Source organism: Flavobacteriales bacterium (assembly GCA_016779995.1).
Classification (GTDB): Bacteria; Bacteroidota; Bacteroidia; order Flavobacteriales; family UBA7312; genus UBA8444.
Map to the genome: position 1 here is coordinate 17,478 of JADHMO010000006.1, position 20,227 is coordinate 37,704.

General features: G+C 38.9%; 19 protein-coding genes. 7 read left to right on the forward strand and 12 right to left on the reverse strand.

What is annotated here, in order from left to right; genetic code table 11:
• Positions 1–2: 2 nt before the first annotated feature.
• Complete coding sequence (locus tag ISP71_05285; GenBank protein ID MBL6663501.1) at positions 3–3,389, forward strand: efflux RND transporter permease subunit; 3,387 nt, start codon at positions 3–5, stop codon at positions 3,387–3,389.
• A 74-nt stretch (positions 3,390–3,463) separates the two neighbouring features.
• The gene (locus ISP71_05290) at positions 3,464–5,377 is read left to right on the forward strand and encodes a 1-deoxy-D-xylulose-5-phosphate synthase (protein MBL6663502.1); all 1,914 of its coding nucleotides are present in this window, start codon (positions 3,464–3,466) and stop codon (positions 5,375–5,377) included.
• A 32-nt stretch (positions 5,378–5,409) separates the two neighbouring features.
• Here ISP71_05290 and ISP71_05295 read toward each other — a convergent pair whose 3' ends face one another.
• Both ISP71_05295 and ISP71_05300 read right to left on the reverse strand, forming a co-directional pair.
• A complete protein-coding gene (locus tag ISP71_05295; protein ID MBL6663503.1) occupies positions 5,410–6,189 on the reverse strand; it encodes a hypothetical protein in 780 nt (259 codons plus the stop codon).
• Positions 6,190–6,280: 91 nt separating this feature from the next.
• The gene (locus tag ISP71_05300) at positions 6,281–7,309 is read right to left on the reverse strand and encodes a hypothetical protein (protein ID MBL6663504.1); all 1,029 of its coding nucleotides are present in this window, start codon (positions 7,307–7,309) and stop codon (positions 6,281–6,283) included.
• A gap of 147 nt (positions 7,310–7,456) precedes the next feature.
• Between ISP71_05300 and ISP71_05305 the strand changes: the two genes are divergently transcribed.
• Complete coding sequence (locus tag ISP71_05305) at positions 7,457–7,690, forward strand: helix-turn-helix domain-containing protein (protein ID MBL6663505.1); 234 nt, start codon at positions 7,457–7,459, stop codon at positions 7,688–7,690.
• Between the two features lie 77 nt (positions 7,691–7,767).
• Positions 7,768–8,151 carry a GIY-YIG nuclease family protein gene (locus ISP71_05310; GenBank protein ID MBL6663506.1) on the forward strand — a complete coding sequence of 128 codons (384 nt, stop codon included), beginning with the start codon at positions 7,768–7,770 and terminating at the stop codon, positions 8,149–8,151.
• A 99-nt stretch (positions 8,152–8,250) separates the two neighbouring features.
• Here the strand turns inward: ISP71_05310 and accC are convergent, their stop codons facing one another.
• The 8 genes from accC to ISP71_05350 all read right to left on the reverse strand — a co-directional run bounded on the left by accC (position 8,251) and on the right by ISP71_05350 (position 15,410).
• Entirely contained in the window at positions 8,251–9,588 is a 1,338-nt protein-coding gene (accC, locus tag ISP71_05315) for an acetyl-CoA carboxylase biotin carboxylase subunit (GenBank protein ID MBL6663507.1), read from the reverse strand.
• 9 nt (positions 9,589–9,597) lie between these two features.
• On the reverse strand, positions 9,598–10,101 hold the full coding sequence (gene accB / locus ISP71_05320) for an acetyl-CoA carboxylase biotin carboxyl carrier protein (GenBank protein ID MBL6663508.1): 504 nt from the start codon (positions 10,099–10,101) through the stop codon (positions 9,598–9,600).
• 24 nt (positions 10,102–10,125) lie between these two features.
• The gene (locus ISP71_05325; protein MBL6663509.1) at positions 10,126–11,124 is read right to left on the reverse strand and encodes a ketoacyl-ACP synthase III; all 999 of its coding nucleotides are present in this window, start codon (positions 11,122–11,124) and stop codon (positions 10,126–10,128) included.
• Entirely contained in the window at positions 11,117–12,070 is a 954-nt protein-coding gene (plsX, locus tag ISP71_05330) for a phosphate acyltransferase PlsX (protein ID MBL6663510.1), read from the reverse strand. The genes ISP71_05325 and plsX overlap by 8 nt, the downstream gene beginning before the upstream one ends.
• 86 nt (positions 12,071–12,156) lie before the next feature.
• Complete coding sequence (gene rpmF, locus ISP71_05335; GenBank protein MBL6663511.1) at positions 12,157–12,336, reverse strand: 50S ribosomal protein L32; 180 nt, start codon at positions 12,334–12,336, stop codon at positions 12,157–12,159.
• Between the two features lie 9 nt (positions 12,337–12,345).
• Entirely contained in the window at positions 12,346–12,867 is a 522-nt protein-coding gene (locus ISP71_05340) for a DUF177 domain-containing protein (GenBank protein MBL6663512.1), read from the reverse strand.
• Positions 12,868–12,948: 81 nt separating this feature from the next.
• Positions 12,949–14,004 (reverse strand): 4-hydroxythreonine-4-phosphate dehydrogenase PdxA, encoded by a 1,056-nt coding sequence (gene pdxA, locus ISP71_05345; protein ID MBL6663513.1) that lies wholly within the window; start codon positions 14,002–14,004, stop codon positions 12,949–12,951.
• The gene (locus ISP71_05350; protein ID MBL6663514.1) at positions 14,004–15,410 is read right to left on the reverse strand and encodes a leucyl aminopeptidase; all 1,407 of its coding nucleotides are present in this window, start codon (positions 15,408–15,410) and stop codon (positions 14,004–14,006) included. Before ISP71_05350 ends, pdxA begins: the two co-directional genes overlap by 1 nt.
• A 45-nt stretch (positions 15,411–15,455) precedes the next feature.
• On the opposite strand from ISP71_05350, the gene ISP71_05355 reads away from it, so the two are divergent.
• From ISP71_05355 to ISP71_05365, 3 genes are read left to right on the forward strand one after another with little or no spacing between them, the layout of a single operon-like run.
• A complete protein-coding gene (locus ISP71_05355) occupies positions 15,456–16,580 on the forward strand; it encodes a CofH family radical SAM protein (GenBank protein MBL6663515.1) in 1,125 nt (374 codons plus the stop codon).
• A complete protein-coding gene (locus tag ISP71_05360; GenBank protein ID MBL6663516.1) occupies positions 16,580–17,158 on the forward strand; it encodes a riboflavin synthase in 579 nt (192 codons plus the stop codon). The genes ISP71_05355 and ISP71_05360 overlap by 1 nt, the downstream gene beginning before the upstream one ends.
• A complete protein-coding gene (locus ISP71_05365; GenBank protein MBL6663517.1) occupies positions 17,155–17,427 on the forward strand; it encodes a DUF3817 domain-containing protein in 273 nt (90 codons plus the stop codon). The genes ISP71_05360 and ISP71_05365 overlap by 4 nt, the downstream gene beginning before the upstream one ends.
• Before the next feature lie 107 nt (positions 17,428–17,534).
• On the opposite strand, the gene ISP71_05370 is transcribed toward ISP71_05365, so the two are convergent.
• The gene (locus ISP71_05370) at positions 17,535–18,377 is read right to left on the reverse strand and encodes a tail fiber domain-containing protein (GenBank protein MBL6663518.1); all 843 of its coding nucleotides are present in this window, start codon (positions 18,375–18,377) and stop codon (positions 17,535–17,537) included.
• Positions 18,355–20,226: a tail fiber domain-containing protein gene (locus ISP71_05375; protein ID MBL6663519.1), complete on the reverse strand. Its 1,872-nt coding sequence runs from the start codon at positions 20,224–20,226 to the stop codon at positions 18,355–18,357. The genes ISP71_05370 and ISP71_05375 overlap by 23 nt, the downstream gene beginning before the upstream one ends.
• Position 20,227: the final 1 nt, after the last annotated feature.

Below are 20,227 nucleotides of genomic sequence, written 5' to 3' on the forward strand. Positions count from 1 at the left end.
CGATGAGCAACAGATATTTTAAAATTACTAACCTATCGCTGAGGAATAAAACCACCGTTTTTATTCTCACAGCACTTTTGACACTGTTTGGGATATTTTCTTACAAATCTATGCCCAAGTCCTTGTATCCAGATATCGTTATGCCAACGATAATGGTACAAACTGTTTATCCTGGTAATTCGCCTGCCGATATAGAAAACCTCATTACTCGACCATTAGAGAAAGAGATTAAGTCGGTCAAAGGCCTAAAAAAATTAACCTCTACCTCTGTACAAGACAATTCATCGGTTATTTTAGAATTTAACACCGACATAGAATTAAAAGTCGCTTTACAAGATGTTAAAGATGCGGTTGATAAAGCCAAAAGTGATTTGCCATCTGACTTAGATATGGACCCGATGGTTATGGACATTGACTTTTCGGAGTTCCCTATTTTGAACATCAACCTTTCAGGAGATTTTAGTTTAGATGAGTTAAAAATTCATGCTGAATATTTACAAGATGAGATAGAGGCCTTTTCTGAGATTTCTAAAGTTGATATTACGGGTTTATTAGATAAAGAAATAAAAGTTGAAGTGGACTTGCATCGTATGGAAATGAGTCAAGTTAGCTTTAGAGATATAGAAGATGCTATTTCTTTTGAAAATACCTCCATTGCAGGTGGTGATGTGCTTATTGGAGATACTAGAAGAATGGTACGAACTTCAGCCGAATTTACTTCAGCCGAAGAAATAGCCAATATCATAGTCAAACACGAGAAAGGTAATATTGTTTATTTGAAAGATATTGCTTTGGTAAGTGATGGCTACGAAGATAGAGAAAGTTATGCTAGACTAGATACACAGCCAGTAGTTTCCTTAAATGTGGTTAAAAAAAGTGGGGAGAATCTGCTAGAAGCTACGGACAAAATCATGTCCCTATTAGCGACTGCTAAACAATCTAAGATACTCCCTGAAAATTTAACTATTTCTATTACAAACGACCAGTCTGAGCAAACAAGAGACCAGCTTAGCAACTTAGAGAACAGCATCATTTTTGGTGTGATTTTGGTAGTTTTAGTACTCCTCTTTTTCTTGGGTTTGCGTAACGCCTTATTTGTCGGTATGGCTATCCCACTATCTATGTTTATCAGTTTTGTGGTGCTAGGTGGTATGGGCACAACTATGAATATGGTGGTTTTGTTCGCCCTTATTTTAGCTTTAGGTATGTTGGTAGATAACGCCATTGTGGTTATTGAAAATATCGACCGACTGTACAGGCAAGAAGGACTTAGTAGAATGGAGGCCGCCAAACAAGGTGTTGGTGAAATAGCAATCGCTATTATTTCTTCCACCTTAACAACTCTAGCGGCTTTTTTCCCACTCTTATTTTGGGAAGATTTGATGGGGGAGTTTATGGGCTATATCCCCATGACTTTAATAATAGTTTTAGGGTCTTCTTTATTTGTGGCTTTAGTCATAAATCCGGTCTTTGCTTCTCAGTTTGTGAAAAAAGATGAGCGTTCTGCACCGAACAAGAAGAAACTTAAAAAGACCTCTATTTACTCAGCCGTATTAGCGATAGTATTCTATCTTATAGGCTACAGAATGTTAGGTTCTTTAGCTTTAGCTTTTGCTTTATTGAACTTAGTAAACGGCTTGTACCTAACGCCTTTATCACATACTTTCCAAGATAAATTTTTAGTGCGTTTAGAAAGACGATACTCTAGAGTTTTAAATTGGGCACTTAAGGGCAGACAACCATTAAAGTTATTAGTAGGGACATTTGGATTGTTGATTTTTTCAATTGTATTCTTTGCTTTAATGAAGCCTAATGTAGAGTTTTTCCCTGTCAACGAGCCTAAGTATATCAATGTATTTCTAGAAATGCCTGAGGCGACAGATGTTGTAGCAACCGATTCTTTGGCTCGTGTTGTTGAGCAAAAAGTTATCACTATTTTAGAACCTTATAAGCATGCTGTTTCTTCTGTATTGACTAATGTAGGAGCAGGGACCTCTGATCCCAACGAAATGGGGGGAGCTAATGGCATTACTCCTAACAAGGCCAGAATAACAATTAATTTTGTAGAATTCAAATACAGAGATGGTGTCATTACGGGAGATGTAATGAAAGAACTTTCAGCCTCTTTGGTAGGTATACCGGGGGTTGACATTAGCGTGGATAAAAATAGAGATGGACCTCCTATGGGGCGTCCTATTAATATGGAAATTACAGGTGATAATTTCGACCAATTGTTATTGATTTCTGAAGATATTCAACAGCTTATAGAACAAGAAAACATTGCTGGTATAGAAGGCTTAAAAGTAGATTTAGAAATGAATAAAGCTGAACTATTGGTAAATATTGACCGTGATATGGCTCGTCGTATGGGAATTTCTACGGCTCAAGTAGGCTCAACCATTCGTACCGCTTTATTTGGTAAAGAAGTGTCTAAATTTAAAGATGGAGAAGACGAGTACCCTATTACCATACGATTGGCAGACAAATACCGCTACGATGTATCTTCATTGATGAATCAACGCATTACCTTTAGAAGTCAATCCAATGGTAGGATTATGCAAATTCCTGTTTCTTCAGTGGCCGACTATACCTACAATAACACTTACGGTTCGGTCAACAGAAAGGATATGAAGCGTCAAGTGACTATTTACTCTAATGTCATTGAGGGATACAACGAGAATGCTATCAACGAACAGTTGAAGAAACTATTAGCAGATTACCCTATGCCTGAAAGTTACGACTTGCAGTTTACTGGCAAACAACAAGAACAGGAGCAAACTCAAGACTTTTTATCTAAAGCTTTAATGATTGCCGTTGCTTTGATTACTTTGATATTGGTATCGCAATTTAATTCGGCTTTCAAGCCCATCATCATTATTATGACGGTACTATTCAGCACCATAGGGGTATTCTTAGGCTTAGCCATTTTCAACATGGATTTTGTCATTATTATGACTGGTATAGGTATTGTTTCTTTAGCAGGTATAGTGGTCAACAACGCCATTGTATTGATAGATTACATCGATTTGTTAAAGAGTCGCAAAAGGCAAGAATTAGGACTAGAAGAAAATGCTAAATTAGATGCTAAATCGGCAGTAGAGTGTATCAAAGAGGCGGGGCAAAAACGTTTAAGACCCGTATTATTGACTGCCATTACTACGGTACTTGGACTGTTACCTTTAGCTACGGGTATGAATATCAATTTTGCTACTTTATTGACGGAGTTTAACCCTCAAATATTCTTTGGTGGCGATAATGCCATATTCTGGGGGCCAATGGCATGGACAGTTATTTTTGGTTTGACTTTTGCAACCTTCTTAACCCTAGTCATTGTGCCAGTTCTTTACTTATTATTCGATAAGCTAAAGAATAAAATAGTTAGTAATTGATAAAATTTCTTCAGTTGTATAGTACACTCTAGCAGTTGTCGATATTAAAATGTGTATATTTGTACCCTAAATCGATTACTTTGTCTTTACTAGAAAATATTAATATTCCACAAGACCTCAAACAACTTAAGTCTTCAGACTTGCCACAGGTCTGTGATGAACTTAGACAGTTCATTGTCGATGTTGTTTCTACTAAGGGAGGGCATTTTGGAGCTAGTTTAGGCGTAGTAGAACTGACGGTTGCTTTACATTATATTTTCAACACGCCCTACGACCAATTGGTTTGGGACGTTGGGCATCAGGCCTATGGACATAAAATCCTAACAGGGAGAAAAGACCGTTTTCATACCAATAGAATTTACAAAGGGATTAGTGGTTTTCCTAAGCGTTCGGAAAGCGAATACGATACTTTTGGTGTTGGTCATTCATCGACCTCTATTTCTGGGGCTTTAGGTATGGCGGTAGCCTCTACCTACAAAGGTGAAAAAGATAAACAACACATAGCTGTTATTGGTGACGGCTCTATGACGGCAGGATTGGCCTTTGAAGGTCTTAACCATGCTGGTATAGAAAACTCAAACCTACTTGTTATTCTTAATGACAATTGCATGTCCATTGACCCTAATGTAGGGGCTTTGAAAGAATACCTTACCGATATTGCTACTTCACACACCTACAACAAAGTCAAAGATGATGTTTGGAACTTACTAGGTAAAATCAGTAAGTTTGGGCCTAATGCTCAGGCCATAGCCTCCAAGCTAGAAAATGCTATGAAGTCGGCATTACTCAAGCAAAGTAACTATTTCGAGTCGTTGAATTTCAGATATTTTGGTCCTGTAGATGGTCACGATGTAGTACACCTTTCTAAGGTGCTCAATGATTTAAAAGATATTCCTGGTCCTAAAATATTGCACTGTCTGACTAAGAAAGGCAAAGGCTACGAACCAGCAGAAAAAGGTAGCCCTACCAAGTGGCATGCGCCAGGGCTATTTGATAAAAATACAGGAGAAATTATTAAAAGCGTTTCTTCAAGTCCAGAGCCACCAAAATACCAAGATGTTTTTGGTAAGACCATAATAGAGTTGGCTAAGGAAAACGATAAAATAATGGGTGTTACACCCGCTATGCCTACAGGTTGTTCTTTAGGTATGATGATGGAAGAAATGCCCAAACGTGCTTTTGATGTAGGTATTGCCGAACAACATGCCGTTACCTTTTCAGCGGGATTAGCTACACAAGGTATGGTGCCTTTTTGTAATATTTATTCTTCTTTTATGCAGAGGGCTTATGACCAAGTGGTACACGATGTAGCCATTCAAAACCTTAATGTAGTCTTTTGTTTAGATAGAGGCGGATTAGTTGGGGCAGACGGACCAACACACCACGGGGTGTATGATATGGCGTACTTCAGATGCATTCCTAATATGGTGGTTTCAGCACCTATGAATGAGCAAGAACTACGCAACCTCATGTACACAGCACAATTACCTAACCAAGGGCCTTTCTCTATCCGTTATCCTCGAGGCAAAGGCGTTATGGTAGATTGGCAGACGCCATTTGAAGAAATCCCTGTAGGACAAGGGCGACAGCTAAGCGATGGCGATGAGGTGGCTATTCTAACTATTGGGCACGTGGGTAACTTTGCTACAAAGGCCATTGAAGAATTAGAAACCTATAGTATTGCCCATTACGATATGCGTTTTGTAAAACCCTTGGACGAAAAGCTATTGCACCAAATCTTTAAAAAGCATAGCAAAGTCATTACCGTAGAAGACGGATGTATTCAAGGCGGTTTTGGTAGTGCTGTTATAGAATTTATGGCAGACCACAACTATCAAGCCCAAATCAAGCGTTTGGGTATTCCTGATAAGTATGTTGAGCACGGTACTCAAGCCGAGCTATGGCGTGAGTGCGATTACGATACACAAGCTATTGTAGAGACCATACAACAAATTGTTGGCGTCAAGAAAGTCGCTACTACAGCATAACACACCCATAAAAACAGATAAAAAAAAGAGCCCTAAGGCTCTTTTTTAGTTTTTTTAGATGGTAGATGAATACTTAGCATTAACGCCCAATAATTACCACTTAAAACATAACTTCCATCACTATCTGGAGTAACTAAAAGGTTTTTATATTTATAATAGCCTTCTAATGAGTTTTGAAAGTTAAGTGTGTAGTAAATATCAGCCTTAATAAGGTATTTCCATCTTGCCCAACTAAGACCAGTTCCTACTACAAAACTGCCTTGCCAATAATTTTTAGGGCTAATAGCACCCATATCGAAAACGTCTAAATCCTCAACGCCAATTCCAAATCCAATAGATCCTGAGGGTAAAAACTTGACCTTTAGTCCTAGATTAGAATGAATATATCCATTTTTAAAAGCTGGCAATTGGTAACGTAAAAATAATGGAGATGAAAAAGAATAAATAGTATAGCCTTTATACCTTTCTTCTAATCCTTGAGTAAAAAAATATTCTCCATTGTGAATAATATCTTTTTCGTCAATTGTAATTTGAAAATGATAGCCAGCTTCTCTAATTGTCCACAAGCCAGTAACTAAAGACCATTTTTTATTGGCTTGAATGTTGTAGTTTAAGCCAAAGCCATGGCTTAAAATAGGCAGGTGTTTTGGTGTTGCGTGACCTAAGTTAATATGATTAATTCCCCTATCAAAGAGAGCAACATTTACCATCCATCCAATCTTTTTATAATCATCGAGTGTGGAGTAATGGGTGTTTTGAGCAAAGAGAAACGCAGTATTCAACAAAAATAGTGAGAGAAGTCGTGTTTTCATAGCACATAAAATTAATGCTTTTTTATAGGTAAAATCGATTGATTTAAAAATAAAGGTCTATTTTAATTCTATTAAGATTTTAAACGTATTTCTACCAATATAGCACCTCTTGAACATTATAGCTAGGATATATATAAGTGCCAATTACAGATTCACCGTTTTTAGCTCGTTCTTTATTTCCTAAACCCCAACTAGTATTTCTACAACTTCTATATTTTCTTTTTTTTACAGATTTGATATCATAGGCACTAAATAATTTTTCATTACAATCGCTTTTATTCATAAAATAACTTTGGTTTTCTACTCCAATTTTAGTACGAAATCGCTTCCACTTGCTGCCATTTTTTTTATATGATCCAATTCGAGTTAATGAGGTCGATTTCCATGGATACTTATGAAAATGTCGATGTAAACGGACTTTTTTATCTGAATAATATCTTGGGTTTGTTTTTGCTTTCCACCAGTGGCAATCTGAACTGCTTCTTTCTTGCATAGAAGTAAAATCTGCACTCACATTTTCAGTATTCAATAGGTCTAGTTTGCCGTCGTTGTAGGCAACTACGTTATCAACGGATGCGTCTGAAAACACCACAACTCCATTTGGCGTTATCTTAATGATTTCTCCTGCTATTTTTACTTCACCTTTTTCATTTAACAAAGCCATTTCAGCTTCTTCTACAACATATAAGTTAGAAGGGGCGGTTTTTTCATCCAAAACGTCATTGTTTAGCCATCTCTCCTCAGCTTCTATAAAGGCAAAAAGCATAGAGTTGTTAAATTGCTTTGATTTTACAAAGTCAATCAGAGCTTGTCGGTCATTGTAACCGATCTTTTCTTCCATTGCATTCAAGTCCTCATCGTTTAAGTCTTTGTATTTTTCTACAAATGCATCTTCCAAGCGTTCTACTTTTTGTTCAAGCATTTCTATGGTCTTGTCGTATTCTTCATTACTTTCAAACTCAAGCATTGTAATGCTTTGATTATTCGCATTTCTAAGAGTAACTAAATTAATGCTACTGCTTTCGTTTTGAGGAAGAATGGTATTTTTCTCACAGCTTGAGAAAGTAATTGCGATGCCTACTAAGGCGAGGACTAATGTTCCGTACAGTAATTTTTTCATGATTTAATAAGTTAAAATTTATTGAAATAAGCCCTTGTGGCTTATTGTTAATAACAAAGCACTTTACTTTTTCGAAGTTATACAACCTCATTTATGAGGTTGTCGTTTAGGCTTTAAATTCTTGTTTTAGGGTCTCGAATTTTAGCTATGAGGAAACAGTTTACAGTAATCGGTCAGCAACTGAAAGCGCTTCGCCAACAGGCAGGTTACACCAGCTATGCCGGTTTCGCTTGGGATAATGATTTGCCAAAAACGCAGTACGGGCGCATGGAAAAAGGAACAAATTGTACGCTTAAATCTTTACAAAGAGTTTTGGATATTCATGGCTTGTCTTTTGGGGAGTTCTTTGAGTTAGTGGAAAGCAAGACTTCTTCGGTTTAGTGTATGGTTGAACACATAAAAAAAGAACTTTAGGGCTATAATTCATTTATTGCTAAGTTTGTGAAAAGCTAAAAACCATGAAAGGCTGGGTGTATATCTTAGAATGTGCCGATGGTAGTTATTATACTGGCAGTACTAAACAACTTGAATACCGATTATTCCAACATCAAAGGGGTAAAGGAGCAAATCATACTAAAAAGAGGCTACCTGTAAAGCTCGTTTATGTCGATGAATTCGACCGAATAGATAAGGCGTTCTACAGAGAAAAACAGATTCAAGGCTGGAGCAGAAAGAAAAAGGAAGCCTTGATACAAGGAATGCCTGAAAAACTCCATGAATTAGCACGTTGTTTGAATGAGAGTAGTCATTTGAATCACGGTGGTTTCGACTCCGCTCAACCCCCGAAAGAGTTTGACTCCGCTCAACCACCAACTTCTGACACTGACTTTGACGCTGACTGAGCGGAGCCGAAGTCAGGAGCCGAAGTCAGGAGCCGAAGTCAGGAGTCAGAGAGCAAAAAAAAGAGCCCTAAGGCTCTTTTCATCATATATCTATTTCTACTACTTCAGCTCAAAAGTATCCATAAACTTAGTGGTATAGTTACCGTTTATGAAGTCAGGATTGCTCATGAGTTGTAGGTGGAAAGGTATGGTTGTCTTTACGCCTTCTATCACAAATTCTTCTAAGGCTCTTTTCATCTTAGCGATGGCTTCCTCTCGGGTTTGTGCCACTGTTATGAGCTTAGCTATCATAGAATCGTAATTGGGCGGTATAATGTAGTTGGCATAGACGTGAGTATCTATACGTATGCCGTGCCCTCCCGGAGCGTGAAAGTTGGTAATCTTACCCGGACTTGGTCTGAAGTCGTTGTAAGGATCTTCGGCATTGATACGACACTCTATAGCATGCAGTTGTGGGTAATAGTTTTTACCTGATATTTTTATCCCTGCCGCTACTTTGATTTGCTCACAGATGAGGTCGTAGTCCACTACTTCTTCTGTAATGGGGTGTTCTACCTGAATACGTGTATTCATCTCCATGAAGTAGAAGTTACGGTGTTTGTCCACTAAAAACTCTACTGTTCCTGCCCCTTCGTATTTCACCGATTCGGCGGCTTTTACAGCGGCTTTTCCCATAGCCTCTCTCAGCTCATCGGTCATGAATGGCGATGGCGTTTCTTCGACTAGCTTTTGGTGTCTTCTCTGTACCGAACAGTCTCTTTCAGAAAGGTGACAGGCTTTTCCGGTGCTATCGCCAATGATTTGTATTTCTATATGTCTTGGGTCTTCTATGAATTTCTCCATATACATACCATCGTTGCCGAAGGCTGCTGCCGACTCTTGTCTGGCGGAGTCCCAAGCGGCTTCTAGCTCAGTGGCTTTCCATACCAAGCGCATACCTCTACCGCCACCACCAGCGGTAGCTTTTAGCATAACGGGATAGCCGATTTCTTCAGCTAGTTTTTTACAGTGTGGAAAGTCATTAATAAGACCATCAGAACCTGGTATGGTGGGCACTCCAGCCTTTTTCATGGTTTCTTTGGCGGCGGCTTTATCGCCCATACCTTCAATCATTTCTGGTGAGGCACCAATAAATTTGATACCATTTTCGCCACATATCTTTGAGAACTTGGCGTTTTCGGAAAGGAAACCATAACCTGGGTGTATAGCATCAGCATTGGTAATTTCGGCTGCGGCTATGATGTTAGGGATATTCAAATAAGATTCGCTAGATGGACCTGGGCCTACGCAAACGGCTTCATCGGCAAATCTAACGTGTAAACTGTCGGCATCGGCAGTAGAATAAACAGCAACTGTTTTGATGCCCATTTCTTTACAAGTACGGATAACTCTTAGTGCTATCTCGCCTCTATTGGCTATTAATATTTTGCTAAACATAAGACTGTTTTAGGAAGGATCGACTATGAATAGAGGTTGGTCGTATTCTACAGGAGTAGAATCATCTACCAACACCTTAACTATTTTTCCACTCAACTCGGATTCTATTTCGTTGAAGAGTTTCATAGCTTCTATCACACAAAGCACATCGCCTGATTTGATGGTATCGCCAACATTGACGAAGGTATCTTTATCTGGAGAAGGTTTTCTGTAGAAAGTTCCTATCATAGGCGATTTTACAGTAATGTATTTGTCGTCATCGCTAGGCTCAGCCTTGGCCGGAGCATCGACCGCTGGAGTAGCTGGTGCTGCTGGAGCAGGAGCAGCAGTAGGCATTACTGCCGCTGGGTTTTGTGCCACAGGGATTTGCTGTATGATAGTTGTCTCTGGAACAGCACCTTTCTTAGCCGGTGATTTAATGGATATTTTTACATTATCAATTTCCAAATTGACTTCCGTTGCGCCAGACTTGGCAACAAACTTTATTAATTCTTGAATTTCTTTAATGTCCATATTATAATTTTTTCAAAGATATGATTATTTGCTATCGTATGCCCATTTTAAATAAATAGAGCCCCAGGTAAAGCCTCCGCCAAAGGCTGCTAAGATAAGATTATCTCCTTTATTCAGTTGATTTTCCCACTCCCATAAGCATAACGGTATTGTTCCGTTGGTGGTGTTGCCATAACGCTGAATATTTAGCATGACTTTGTCTGTGCCAACGCCCATTCTATTGGCTGTAGCATCTATGATTCTTTTGTTAGCTTGATGAGGCACTAGCCAAGCGATATCCTCACCTTTGAGGTTATTTCTTTCCATAATTTCACCAGAAACATCGGCCATACCTTTTACGGCAAATTTAAATACCGTTTGACCTTCTTGGTGTATGAAGTGCTCTTTATTTTTTATGGTTTCTTCGGAGGCAGGGTGGTACGAGCCGCCACCCGTCATGCGTAGGTAGTGGCGTCCTTCGCCATTACTTTTCATGATAGAATCTTGTACGCCTAAACCCTCTTCATTGGGCTCTAGTAAAACAGCACCAGCGCCATCGCCAAAGATGATACACGTTTGTCGGTCGGTGTAGTCCACTATGGAAGACATCTTGTCTGCGCCGACTACAATAATTTTTTTGTAAGCTCCTGTTTCTATGTATTTGGCTGCTGTTGCTACCGAAAATAAAAAGCCTGAACAGGCCGCCATGAGGTCGTATGCAAAGGCGTTTTTAGCACCTATCTTATCGGCTATAATACAAGCTGTTGATGGAAATATCATATCAGGAGTTGCAGTAGCACAGATGATGCAGTCTATTTCTTCGGCTGCAACGCCTCTTTTTTGGAGTAATCCTTCAATAGCACCTACACCTAGGTCTGAGGAGGCTAAGCCTTCGCCTTTTAATATTCGTCTTTCTTTGATACCTGTTCGGGTGGTTATCCACTCGTCATTGGTATCTACCATTGTTTCTAATTCTTGATTGGTTAATACGTATTCGGGTACGTATCCGTGAACGCCAGTTATGGCAGCTCTAAGCTTAGTCATTATTGAAGTTGTTTAAAATTTTTGTTGTGAGATCGGCCTCTACCACATCTGCTGTTAGCACTATCATGTTTTTTATAGCAACAGCATTAGAGATTCCGTGACCTATTACAACGGTTTTATTAAGCCCTAAAATGGGTGTTCCGCCATAGTTTTCGTAATTGAACCTATCGAAATAGTCGTCTTCTATTTGGCGTTGTTTGATGAGAGAATATACCGATTCTGCTTGTTTGAGTATAACATTTCCGCTAAAACCGTCACATACTATGACGTCACATTCGTCATCGAAGAGGTGTCGGCTTTCGATATTACCACAGAAGTTAAAGTCTGTGCTGTCTTTCATCATTTCGTGAGCGGCGATAGTTAGCATATTGCCTTTGGTTTCTTCTTCGCCAATGTTTAACAGTCCGACACGTGGTGTTTTTACACCGCAAACGTGCTCAGCAAATAGAGAGCCGAGGATACCAAATTGGTACAATACGTCGGCTTTGCAATCGGCATTTGCCCCTACATCAAGTATGACGTTTACGCCGCCATCTAATTTGGGTAAGACAGAAGATATACAAGGGCGTAAAATACCTGGAATTGGCTTGACAGACATGTATCCGCCGACAAACATAGCACCTGTATTTCCAGCACTAGCAAAGCCATCTATTTGGCCTTTTTTGAGCAGACCGAAGCCTACGGCAATACTAGAGTTGGGTTTTTGAACGAATGCTTTGGTGGGGTGTTCGCCCATTTCTATGATATCGGGGGCGTGAACGATACTAAATGCAGATGCATCGACTTGGTGTTTTTTAAGTTCGCTAGTTATCTGGTCTTGGTCGCCAATTAGAACTATTTCGATACCGTCGGCAAGGTGGTTTAAGGCTAATACGCTCCCCTCAATTGTCGCTGACGGGGCAAAATCCCCACCCATTACATCTATACCTATTCGAACTTTAGTCATAAAATAAAAGTAGACTTAAAAAGCTTTCAAAAAGTTTTTAAATCTACATGTAATACACACGAGATTGTTAAATCTTGTGAGATAAATTATTTTTCCATTACTACTTTACCTTTGTAGTAAAGTACACCATCTACCCAGTGAGTTCTGTGTGTTTGATGAGTCTCTCCAGTCGTTTGACATACGCTTAACTGTGGCGTTGTAGCTTTGTCGTGAGTACGTCTTTTATCTCTCCTTGTTTTAGAGATTTTACGTTTAGGATGTGCCATAATCTAAATTTATTTAGTCTTTAGTTGTTTTAAATTTTCCCATCGTGGGTCAATTGTTTCGTCAATATCTTCTGTCAATCCCATCTGTTCGATATGTTCCAACATTTCGGGGTTGCACTCGTCCAATGATTGGTGTGTACGTTTAGAGGGTAGCGATAAATGAGCAAATTCATAGATATACCGTGCTAAAGATAGGGTATGTTCGTTGCTCGAAAGAATGAGGATTTCATCACTTTCTACGCTTTCCACAATGTCAGAAAACTTAACAATCAATTCAAAGTGTTGATTTATTTCTTGTTGATAGTCTTCGGTACATCGGTCACAAGCTAAAGTGATATGTCCAGTAATGGCAAAATCTAATTGTAGTAATGTTGCTTTTTTTACTAGAGTAATAGTTGTGCTAATATTAGCCTTTTCTATCTCAGAATAATCAAACAGTGTAAAGAACGAATCTTCAATGTCAAAGTTGAATTGGTGGCTGCCTAATTTTAATGCCGAAAATTGAATTTCAAAATCTTTAGACTTAACCATACATTCAGAACTTTTTCAAAGTAGCCTGCAAATGTAATAAAATTCCTTAAATCTATCCTTTGCAATAGAAATGAATACGCACTAACGTTCTCTAGCCTTTTCTTTTTTGGCTTGCGACGGTAAAATATTGCTGTTTAGCTCTTGCCATTCTTGGCGTTTTTTGTAGATGTCACATGCGGTATAAATGGCCTGTATGAAAGAGCTTTCAGAAGCTATGTTTTTACCAGCGATATCGAAGGCAGTACCGTGATCAGGCGAAGTTCTAACTACTGACAATCCAGAGGTAAAGTTCACGCCATTTCCAAAAGACAAGGTTTTGAAAGGCACTAAGCCTTGGTCGTGGTACATGGCTAATACTCCGTCAAAGGCCATTAATTGATTTGAGCCAAAAAAGCCATCAGCAGGGTATGGTCCAAAGGCCAATAGCCCTTTGTCTTCGGCTTTTTGCAATGCTGGTATTATGGTCTTTTTTTCTTCTTGCCCAAGCAAACCATTATCTCCTGCGTGGGGGTTCAGTCCCAAAACAGCAATTTTTGGCTTACGAATACCAAAATCTTGTATTAAACTTTGGTTAAAGGACTCTAGCTTTTGCAGTATCAATTCTTGGGTAATGTGTTTGGATACTTGTTGTAGTGGCAGATGACCTGTCACTACGCCTATGCGCAGTTCTTTATTAAGCATTAACATCAAAGCCTGACCTTCAAATTGTTGTTCTAAAAATTCGGTATGACCAGAAAACTTAAAGCTATCGGACTGTATGTTTTCTTTATTGATGGGGGCTGTTACTAGAACATCAATACTTCCATTTTGTAGGGCTTGACAGGCTTTTTCAAGAGATTTCAAGGCATATTTACCGCCATTTTCCTTACTACCATAGTTGGGGCTAAGCGTTTCTTTCCAGCAGTTTATTACATTTACTTTTTTGTGCTTACTTTCCTTGAGGGACTGTATTTTATGGAGGTTTATTTCTTCTAATCCTAATTGTTTTTTGGTGTTCACAGCTAAATGGTAATCGCCAAAAAGTATGGGCGTACAAAAGTCTAGCATGCGTTTATCATGAAAACTTTTTAAGATGACTTCTAATCCTATGCCATTGGTGTCACCTATGGATATGCCTAATTTGATGGCTTTACTCATTAGACTTTAGTTTTTAGGAAATCGAACAATAAGCGTACGCCTACACCTGTACCACCTTGCCCTCTGTAGTTAAAAGGGCTTTGGGTAAATGCTGGCCCAGCAATGTCTAAGTGGGTATATGGGTAGTCGGTAAAATGCTCTAAAAACTTACCAGCAGTGATGGCTCCAGCTTCGGCACCACCTAGGTTTTTGAGGTCGGCAATGGTCGATTTTAAATCCTCTTTATATTCTTCCCAAAAGGGAAATTCTGCCAACCTTTCGTGCACTCTGTGTCCACTTTCTTTCAGCTCAGACAGGGTCTTTTGGTCGTTGCCCATAGCTACAATACCTTGTTTGCCGATGGCTCGAGCGGCGGCACCTGTTAGGGTGGCTAGGTCAATCACAATTTCGGGCTTATATTTTTTAGCATAGCTGAGAGCATCGGCAAGTATCAATCGTCCTTCAGCATCGGTGTTGAGCACTTCTACTGTAGAGCCGTCGTGCATAGTAATGACATCGCCGGGGGCATAAGCATTGCCAGACGGTCTGTTGTCAGTAGCAGGAACTAAACCGACTACGTGTACGTTTAATTTTGCTTTGGCTATGGCGTACATCGTACCGACCACGGCAGCCGAACCTCCCATATCGCACTTCATGATATCCATAGAGTTGGGCGTAGGCTTGAGACTCAAACCACCAGTATCATAAACGATGCCTTTACCAACCAATACGATGGGTTTGTTGTTAGTCGCCCCTTTGGGTTTCCACTCCATAATGTTAAATGTAGGGGGGTCAATACTTCCTTTATTGACGGCTAGAAGTCCTCCCATTTTCAGAGCTTCTATTTTACTTTTATGAAAGACTTCTACGCTAAAGCCCGATTCCTTTGCTAGTGCTTCGATATCCTTACTGTATTGGGGTGCGGTTAGGTATGAAAAGGGCTCATTGACTAAGTCTCTAGCCACATAAGTCCCTTGCACCACCGATTGTAAGTGCTGAATGTCTTGTTTAGAGCCATCGAAGTGTAGCCCTATGGACTTTAGGCTATGGGTTTTTTTATCCTTAAAATATTTTAGAAACTGATAATTGGTTAAGGCTAAACCTTCGACAAATGCCAAACTTTCGCTTGAATTCTTGCAGCAATCAACGACGGTGATGTCTTCTATTTTTTCTTTAATAATTAGAGGGTGCAAACTGTTGGCAGACAAACGTATTTTTTCCAAATCATCGGAGGTAATCACCACAAAGATACAATGGCTATATCGGTTGATAAGCATACTTTTTTGCTCGTTCTTGAGGGCTTTTTCAAGGTATTTCTTTTCCTCCGTGCTTAAGTCAAACTCAGCTAAGTGGTCTAAAGATTTGCATAGCAATATTAAGGATTGTTGTTTAGAAAAATCTTTTGATAGGGATAGGTGTAAGTCCATAATTATAATGTCGTATTTTTGTACCTTCAAAATTAGACAATTTAGATGAATATAGACGCTTTATTACAACGAGCTTTAGCTTTTGAATTTTTATCGGCAGAAGAAGGTCAATATCTTTTTGAACATGCCCCTACTGCCGATTTAATGTATGTTGCCAATGAGCTGAGAAAAATACAAAAGCCTGATGGTTTGGTCACTTGGCAGATTGACAGAAATGTCAACACTACCAATGCTTGTATTGCCAATTGTAAGTTTTGCAACTTTTTTAGACCACCGGGTCATGAGGAAGTCTATGTTACATCTATAGAAGAGTACAAGCCCAAAATAGAAGAAACTATTCGTTATGGCGGAGACCAATTGCTTTTGCAAGGCGGACATCACCCCGATTTAGGCTTAGATTTTTACACCAATCTGTTCAGTGAGCTCAAAGACCTTTATCCTGAAATTCGCTTACATGCTTTAGGGCCGCCAGAAGTAGCTCACATTTGTAAGCTAGAGGGCAAAAGTCACACCGAAGTTTTGACGGCATTGAAAGAAGCTGGTATGGACAGTTTACCTGGTGCTGGGGCAGAAATACTAAACGATAGAGTCAGACGACTTATATCTCGTGGAAAATGTACTGGTCAGGAGTGGCTAGATGTTATGCGTGCTTGTCATCAATTGCACATTACCACTTCAGCCACTATGATGTTCGGTCACATTGAAACTTTAGAAGAACGCTTTGAACATTTGGTATGGATTCGTCAGGTGCAGTCGGAAAAACCAGCCGATGCCGAGGGATTTTTAGCCTTTATTCCTTGGCCTTTTATGGACGATGGCACTTTGCTCAATCGTATTCGAGGGATTAAAAATAACGTATCTGCTGATGAATATTTGCGTATGATTGCCATTAGTAGAATTATGTTGCCCAATATTAAAAACATACAAGCCTCTTGGCTAACGGTTGGTAAGGAAACGGCTCAGTTGTGTTTGCACGGTGGAGCTAATGATTTTGGTTCTATTATGATTGAAGAAAATGTAGTTTCGGCAGCAGGAGCACCCCATCGTTTTACTTACAAAAGCATACAAGAATCGATTCGTAAAGCGGGTTTTGAGCCTCAGCTAAGAAGACAAGATTATACCTTTAGGGAAATTCCTGAAGGCATTGAAGAACAAATCATTAATTACTAATGTTTACAGGTATCATAGAACATATCGGTGAAGTGGTATCCTTGGAGAGAGAGCAAGATAATTTGCATATTTCTATGCGTACACCCATAACTTCAGAATTGAAGATAGACCAAAGCGTGGCACACAATGGCGTATGTCTAACGGTTGTAGCCATACATGATGATATTTACACCGTAACGGCTATTAAAGAAACTTTAGACAAAAGCAATTTGGGACAGTTGGAAGTAGGGCATAAAGTCAATATTGAGCGATGTATGAAGTTAGGCGATAGACTAGATGGTCATATTGTTCAAGGTCATGTGGACCAAACTGCTCAATGCACACATATTGGGCAAGAACAGGGTTGGCATACCTATACTTTTGAATATATGCCTTCTCAAAATATCACCGTAGAGAAAGGGTCTATATGTGTCAATGGGGTAAGTTTGACGGTGGTCAATTCTCAAAAAAACAGCTTTTCGGTGGCCATCATACCTTACACTTACGAGCATACCAATTTTCAGTATTTAGAAGTTGGTAGTACGGTCAATTTAGAGTTTGATATTATTGGCAAGTACATTACAAAAATGAATGCATGAAAACATTTTTTAGACTCATTACCCTATTAGAGGGGCTATCTTATATTCTTTTATTATTTATTGCAACCCCCTTAAAGCATTGGGGTGGCGATGATGCTTTCGTCAAGCTATTGGGGATGCCTCATGGGGTATTGTTTATGCTATATCTTGTTTTAGCATTGCTTCTTAAAGAAGACTATCAGTGGAACAGACTAGATATGCTAATCGTTTGTTTAGCTTCTATTATTCCTTTTGGTACTTTTTATGTAGATAAGAAGTATTTGAGGTAATTGTTTTCGTATTGTTGTCTTCGGCTTCGCTCAGACAACAAGGATAGTACGTTGTCTGAGCGAAGCCGAAGACAACATTTACCTAGTCGAAGACAACAATCAGATAACTATTTCCTTTGCCTAGCCGCACGTATGTCGTGCAATTCTTTTTGTAGGTCTTGTATAGCGTTAACCATTAGCCAAATGATTTCTGAGGAGTCAAATTGGCGTTTGTCTTTCAGACCACTAGGACCCTTACTATCGTCAAAACGACTAACGGTATTGGGCAGTATCTTTTCTATTTCTTGGGCAATAATTCCTGCAAAAGTGCTGGTTGTATCGCTGTATCCTGATTTACTGGTATAGTTGTATAAGATGGGGTTAATGCGCATCAATTCGTCTATGCCTTTACGGTAATCTTTGATGTTCTTTTTTAGTCTTTGGTCCGAATACGTTAGCCAAGCTCCCCCTCCAGTTTTGGAAGCATTGCCATTCACAGAAAGTGTCTGGTCGGGAGTGTTGGTATTGATACCTACACGACCACTAGGGCCTGAATATTCGGAAAAGCCAGGCAAATGAATAGTGAGTAAATCGTTTTCGGTCCAACTATTACCATTATAATAGAGAGAATTGGATACCTGTGTACCGTTTTCGATATTGATGACTGGTATTGTTACAGTATTACCATCGCTGATACTCAGTTGATCGCCATCAATGGATAAGGTTTGCCTTAGTTTAATCCAACTATTGGGACTTTTTTGATAGACCGAATTTTGAGTGGTATTATACACTACAGAACCTAATAGGGGGTTACTGATGGCATTCATTTCTGCCGTACTAACATTGGATAGGCGCAATAAACTTTGAGCATGTGGAGCTTGTGCTACTACTTGTCCAAAATAAAAGGCAAATATAAAAAGGGCTATGTATGTTTTCATGGGGCTATTTTTAATGGTGGTATTTTTTTTCATCTTCTATTTGTTGTTTAAGTTCTTTAATAGCATTAAGCAGTATCCACATTATTGAGGAGCTGTCTAATTGTTTGACGTCTTTTAGACCATTAAGGCTATTACGTTTTTGGCTTACGGTATGAGGCAGTATTTTTTGTATGTCTTGAGCCAATACTCCAACATAGGTCTTGGTGGTATCTTGGAAGCCCGATAGACTATTATATTGATACTCTACGGTATTTATTTGTGATATTTCCTTCAGCCCATAGGTTAAGGGGTTAATATTCTTTTTGATACGTTTATCTGAATATCCAGTCCAATTGCCTCCATTCAATTTATTAGCTTGACCATTTACTTCAAGAATTTCTTCGGGATTAGTTTCTCCTATACCTACCGAACCTTCCTTTTCTAAAGGAATACTGTTCATGAAAAAATTGTCATGAAAATAACAACGACCGTCCCTAACTTTTATACCTCCCCACATAGCCAAGCCTGGTTGGCTTAAAAATTCATTAGAAATAATATCTACCTGAACAGGATTGCCTGGCACTGTAATATCATAAACATATAATAAACCAGAAGCTTTATCAGGAATGTACAATCTATTTGCAGCTTCATCGATGTCAAAGGTCATAGCATTGTGAGGCAATGTGGCAATTAAAATAGGATTAGTAGGATTGCTAATGTTGTAAATGGCGAAATCGGTTTCTGACCCTCCCGATGTTAATTGAGTCCAGCTTACCATCATTATGTTAGCATTATTATGTAACATCATCTTTTTTTCTCCCCAATTTAGATAGGGAGCACATTGTATAGAATTCAAATTAATGTTTTGAGGTTGGGTGCTAGTAATCATCCAGTTAGGCAAGTCAAAATATCTGATTTCAGTGCCGTGGGATGAGAAAAATATCCTGTCGCCCTGGATTTCTATATCGAAAAAGTCCATATATGAACTAGAGTTAGGTTCAAATTGATAATCCATAACCAATTGTGGGTTTAAAGGGTTATTTAGATCATAAATGGTCATAAATAAACTATATAATCCACCACCATACCTAAAACAAATGAGCCAACGGTTATCCTTAATGGTCATTTTTACGATGTTGTTTTCGTTTTCATAAGGAGCTGTTGGCAAGTCTATTGTAAATAAGGGGTTACAACCACCTGTTTCAGGCATAGCATCCCAGTATATCCATTGTTGTTCAAATTGTTGCCAACCTGAATCTAAAACAGTTTCAGGCCAATCGTAAAAATCGTCTAAATCTATGGCCGTTAATTTATCTCCGCCTAAATACAAAATGTTATTGTGCCAAGCCACATCTCTAACGTTTCTAAGACAAGCATCATCATTATTTTTGATGTATCCCATTGGTTTTAATTCATCGGGGTCTTGTATATCAAAATAAGCCAACTTATTAGTACCATCTTCTTCTATTCCAGGAATAAAAACATAATTGTCTGTAAACAAAGGGGTAAAACATTCTGTTAAAAATCGAAAACTTTCGGTATATCCAAAAATACTGAGTAGCGAATCACTTTTCCATTTATTGCCGGTCCAGGAAAGGGTTTCCCCTTTTCTACGGGCGAGTACACTTGATAGTTCTACTCCATTGCCGTCTGATATATTGAGGTATTGGTTGCATACTTTTAGCTCTTGTCTAAGCCGCATCCATTTGTTGCTATTGCTCCTCAAAAAGATAGAAGTGTCTTGTGTATTGTATAGAATAGAGCCGTCTAAGGGGTTGCCTATACTTTGCATCTCTAAAGAGTTGAGGTTTTTACTTCTTAGTATAGTATTATTCAAGGGTACTTGTGCTACTGCTGAGAATAGCTCTCCTATCAGTAAAAGTATAATTATAATTTTTTTCATG

Bases quoted from the DNA above. Each gene is read 5' to 3' on its own strand.
- ISP71_05295 (MBL6663503.1), bottom strand. From the start codon at position 6,189: ATGAAAACACGACTTCTCTCACTATTTTTGTTGAATACTGCGTTTCTC.
- ISP71_05285 (MBL6663501.1), top strand. From the start codon at position 3: ATGAGCAACAGATATTTTAAAATTACTAACCTATCGCTGAGGAATAAA.
- pdxA (MBL6663513.1), bottom strand. From the start codon at position 14,004: ATGAGTAAAGCCATCAAATTAGGCATATCCATAGGTGACACCAATGGC.
- ISP71_05305 (MBL6663505.1), top strand. From the start codon at position 7,457: ATGAGGAAACAGTTTACAGTAATCGGTCAGCAACTGAAAGCGCTTCGC.
- ISP71_05325 (MBL6663509.1), bottom strand. From the start codon at position 11,124: ATGACTAAGCTTAGAGCTGCCATAACTGGCGTTCACGGATACGTACCC.
- ISP71_05310 (MBL6663506.1), top strand. From the start codon at position 7,768: ATGAAAGGCTGGGTGTATATCTTAGAATGTGCCGATGGTAGTTATTAT.
- ISP71_05350 (MBL6663514.1), bottom strand. From the start codon at position 15,410: ATGGACTTACACCTATCCCTATCAAAAGATTTTTCTAAACAACAATCC.
- ISP71_05375 (MBL6663519.1), bottom strand. From the start codon at position 20,226: ATGAAAAAAATTATAATTATACTTTTACTGATAGGAGAGCTATTCTCA.
- ISP71_05355 (MBL6663515.1), top strand. From the start codon at position 15,456: ATGAATATAGACGCTTTATTACAACGAGCTTTAGCTTTTGAATTTTTA.
- ISP71_05370 (MBL6663518.1), bottom strand. From the start codon at position 18,377: ATGAAAAAAAATACCACCATTAAAAATAGCCCCATGAAAACATACATA.
- ISP71_05300 (MBL6663504.1), bottom strand. From the start codon at position 7,309: ATGAAAAAATTACTGTACGGAACATTAGTCCTCGCCTTAGTAGGCATC.
- accB (MBL6663508.1), bottom strand. From the start codon at position 10,101: ATGGACATTAAAGAAATTCAAGAATTAATAAAGTTTGTTGCCAAGTCT.
- ISP71_05365 (MBL6663517.1), top strand. From the start codon at position 17,155: ATGAAAACATTTTTTAGACTCATTACCCTATTAGAGGGGCTATCTTAT.
- rpmF (MBL6663511.1), bottom strand. From the start codon at position 12,336: ATGGCACATCCTAAACGTAAAATCTCTAAAACAAGGAGAGATAAAAGA.
- plsX (MBL6663510.1), bottom strand. From the start codon at position 12,070: ATGACTAAAGTTCGAATAGGTATAGATGTAATGGGTGGGGATTTTGCC.
- accC (MBL6663507.1), bottom strand. From the start codon at position 9,588: ATGTTTAGCAAAATATTAATAGCCAATAGAGGCGAGATAGCACTAAGA.
- ISP71_05340 (MBL6663512.1), bottom strand. From the start codon at position 12,867: ATGGTTAAGTCTAAAGATTTTGAAATTCAATTTTCGGCATTAAAATTA.
- ISP71_05360 (MBL6663516.1), top strand. From the start codon at position 16,580: ATGTTTACAGGTATCATAGAACATATCGGTGAAGTGGTATCCTTGGAG.